This window comes from Streptomyces sp. SID3343, assembly GCF_009865215.1.
Lineage (GTDB): Bacteria > Actinomycetota > Actinomycetes > Streptomycetales > Streptomycetaceae > Embleya.
The window spans coordinates 1-3151 of the sequence record NZ_WWJX01001390.1; the positions used below are offsets into that span (position 1 = coordinate 1).

A 3151-nucleotide genomic window follows, 5' to 3' on the forward strand; every position below is an offset into this window, starting at 1 on the left:
GCGGTCGCTGCGATGTCGAACTGGCCCGCCTCCAAGCGCTGTACGACCGCGGCCGGGACCTGCCCACCGAATCCCGCCGCCCGCCGGCCGCCGGCAAGCGCGGCACGGCCGAACCGGCCGCTCCCCCGGCCCCGGCCCCCGCCGCCGCCGAGAACCGGCCGAAGCCGTCCGTGTTGTGCCCGCTCCCGCACCCCAGCGCCGACGGGGGACCGTTGCGCGTGACCTACGCCCACCGGGGCAACCACGCCGACATGGTCCACCACGGCGCGCGCATCTGGGAGATCGAGTGGGAAGACCCGGACGGCATCCTGACCAGCCCGTGCGCCGCCCACGAGCCCTGCCTGGAACACCACCTGAGCTTCACCACGCCCAAGGGCCTGACCGCGCACGTCAACGCGTGCCCACTCCCCCGCATCGACGCGGCAAACGGATCGGCGGCCTGAGCGCCCCGAAGGCGAGCTAACCCGGGTGTCGGCGGCCTCGCGCCAGGATCAGCGCGGGGTCACGCAACGCTTCCAGGTCGGTGGTCGGGTCGCCGCGGACGACGAGCAGGTCGGCGGCCAGGCCCGAGGCGAGGCGGCCCGTTTCGTCGCTCAGGCCGAGGGCCGCGGCCGATCGGGTCGTGGCCATCTCGACGATCTGCTCCGGGGGGAAGCCCAGGTGCTCGTACAGCCCGAGGGCGCCCACGAAGTCACCGAAGGCGGAGAACGGCAGACCCGCGTCCGTGCCGGTGACCAGCCGCACGCCCAGTGCGTCCATCCAGCGCAACCGGGCGAAGGAGCGCTCGGCCCGCTCGGGACCCAGCCGTTCGATGAACGCGCGCCAGTTCGGCGACATCGCCGAGCACACGTGAATGCCCTGCTCGACGATCCGCACGGCGACGTCCTCGCGTTCGTCCGGGGCGCCGTCGGTGAGCCAGGTGCAGTGCTCCAGCGAATCGACGCCGGCGTCCACCGCCGACACGATCGACGCGGTCCCGTGCGCGTGCGCGGCCACTCGCAGACCGGCCTCGTGGGCTTCGGCCACGACGACGCGCAGATGTTCCGTGTCGAACTGCGACTCCCACATGGCCGCGCCGCCCGGGGTCATCTGACCGCCGCTCGCCATCACCTTGATCAGGTCGGCGCCCGCGGCGACGTTGCGCCGGATCCGCTCCCGGATCGCCGCCGTGCCGTCCACCTCGCCGCCGAGGAACCAGCAATGGCCGCCGGGCGGGGTGAGCGGCGCGGTCGCCGCGAGGATGCGCGGACCCGGCAGGCCGCCCGCGGCGATCGTGTCGCGCAGACCTACCGAGAGCGCACCGCGGTCGCCGAGGTCACGGGCGGTGGTGACGCCGCCGTCGAGCAACTGTCGGGCGCGCTCGGCCATACCGAGCGCGAGTGCGGCGTCGTCGGTGGCGCCGAGCGTGCCGACCGGGTCGGGCCCGGCGTCGAAGGCCAGATGGACATGGCAGTTGATCAGGCCCGGCAACACGGTCGCGCCGGGATGGTCGCTGCGTTCCACGTCCGGGCCTGCCAGTGTCTCCACCACGCCGCGCGGGCCCACCGCGACGATCACGCCCGCGTCGATCAGGACCGCGCCGTCCTTGATACGCGCCCCTGCCGGTCCTTCCAGTACCTGATCGGCCGTGATCAGCAACGCCATGCGTGTCCACTCCCTCGCGTCGGCTCACCCGCCACCCTGGCACGACGCGGCCCGTCCCACCGGCGATTGCGCCGCTGCCCCCGCCCACGGGGCCGGAGCGGCGGCGCGCCGCTCCGGATCCGGGATCCCTACCAAGGGTGGCGAGCGCTACAGCCTGCGCAGGGCGGGCAGCAGTTTCGCCTCCGCCCAGTCGAGGAAGGCGTGTTGACTGTCGCCGCCGACCTGGACCAGGGCGACCTCGGTGAAGCCCGCGTCCACGTAGGGGCGTACCGCCTCGACGAACGCGTCCACGTCGTCGCCGCACGGGATCGACTCGGCGACGTCCTCCGGACGGACGAACTGCGTCGCGCCCGCGAAGCCTGCCGTACCCGGGAGCTCGGAGTTGACCTTCCAACCGCCGCCGAACCAGCGGAACTGGTCGTGCGCGCGGGTGATCGCCGCGTCCCGGTCGGTGTCGTAGCAGACCGGCAACTGGCCGACCCGCGGCTTGCCCGCGCCGCCGTACCGGTCGAAGTCGGCGAGCAGCTCGCTCTTGGGTTCGGTCGCGATCACCAAGTCGGCGAGCCGGCCGGCGATTTCGCAGCTCTGCGCCCCCGACACCGCGATGCCGATCGGCGGCGGTTCGGCGGGCAGGTCCCACAGTTTCGCGGACTCGACGTCGAAGTGGGTGCCGTGGTGGTTGACGTAGCCGCCGGCGAACAGCGCGTGGATGATCTCGACGGCTTCGCCGAGCATCTCGTGCCGTACGTCGGCCACCGGCCAGCCGCCGCCCACGACATGCTCGTTGAGGTTCTCGCCCGCGCCGAGACCGAGCCGAAACCGCCCCTGCGACAGCAGTTGCACGGTCGCGGCCTTTTGCGCCACGACGGCCGGGTGGTAGCGGACCGTCGGGCACGTCACATAGGTCATGAGCGGGATCCTGGACGTGGCCTGCGCCGCCGCGCCCAGGACGCTCCACGCGTACGGAGCGTGGCCCTGTGCGTCCAGCCAGGGCGAGTAGTGGTCCGATGTCACGGAGAAGTCGAAGCCGACCCGCTCCGCGTGGACGACGTGCTCCACCAGTTCCCTGGGCCCGGCCTGCTCGGTCATCATCGTGTAGCCGATTTTCACCATGCCGCGCCGGTGCCCACACCTACGCCGCGAAAACGGAGCCCTCACGGGCGAGACCCGGGCGGACGAGGCCCGGTCCGGTCCTGTGGCGCGCTATGTCGTGGGCGCCTCGGTCACGGTCGGCGCGGCGGTGCTCGGGAGCAGCGCCGCGCAGACCTCGAGCGCGTCGGCGACCTTGGGATCGGAGCGGTCGAGCGCCGCGGCCCCGCCGGCGGGGAGTTCGACCCGGTGGTCCGCAAGGCAGCTCGTGAACGCCTGATCCGCGGACTTTCCCGGCGGGCGGCCCCCACCGGAGTTGCCCTGGCCGCGCTGCGGGCGCCGGCTCGCGCACGCCGTCTCGGCCTTTTGGTAGGCCGGGTCGGTCGAGCGCGGGTCGGGCCGGCCGGTCGGGAAGTCG

3 protein-coding genes and 1 pseudogene are annotated in these 3151 nt (G+C 73.2%); 1 reads left to right on the forward strand and 3 read right to left on the reverse strand.

Going from position 1 to position 3151, the window contains the following annotated elements; genetic code table 11:
* Positions 1-443: pseudogene (locus GT354_RS44315) on the forward strand (hypothetical protein); the annotation flags it as partial.
* A 16-nt stretch (positions 444-459) separates the two neighbouring features.
* On the opposite strand, the gene GT354_RS44320 reads toward GT354_RS44315, so the two are convergent.
* The 3 genes from GT354_RS44320 to GT354_RS44330 form a co-directional block, all read right to left on the reverse strand.
* Positions 460-1644, reverse strand: a complete 1185-nt coding sequence (locus GT354_RS44320; protein WP_161362878.1) for an amidohydrolase family protein — start codon at positions 1642-1644, stop codon at positions 460-462.
* 147 nt (positions 1645-1791) lie between these two features.
* On the reverse strand, positions 1792-2757 hold the full coding sequence (locus tag GT354_RS44325; RefSeq protein WP_161362880.1) for an LLM class F420-dependent oxidoreductase: 966 nt from the start codon (positions 2755-2757) through the stop codon (positions 1792-1794).
* Positions 2758-2847: 90 nt separating this feature from the next.
* Positions 2848-3151, reverse strand: a 304-nt coding sequence (locus tag GT354_RS44330; protein WP_202512984.1) for a hypothetical protein, incomplete at its 5' end; no start/stop codon positions are given.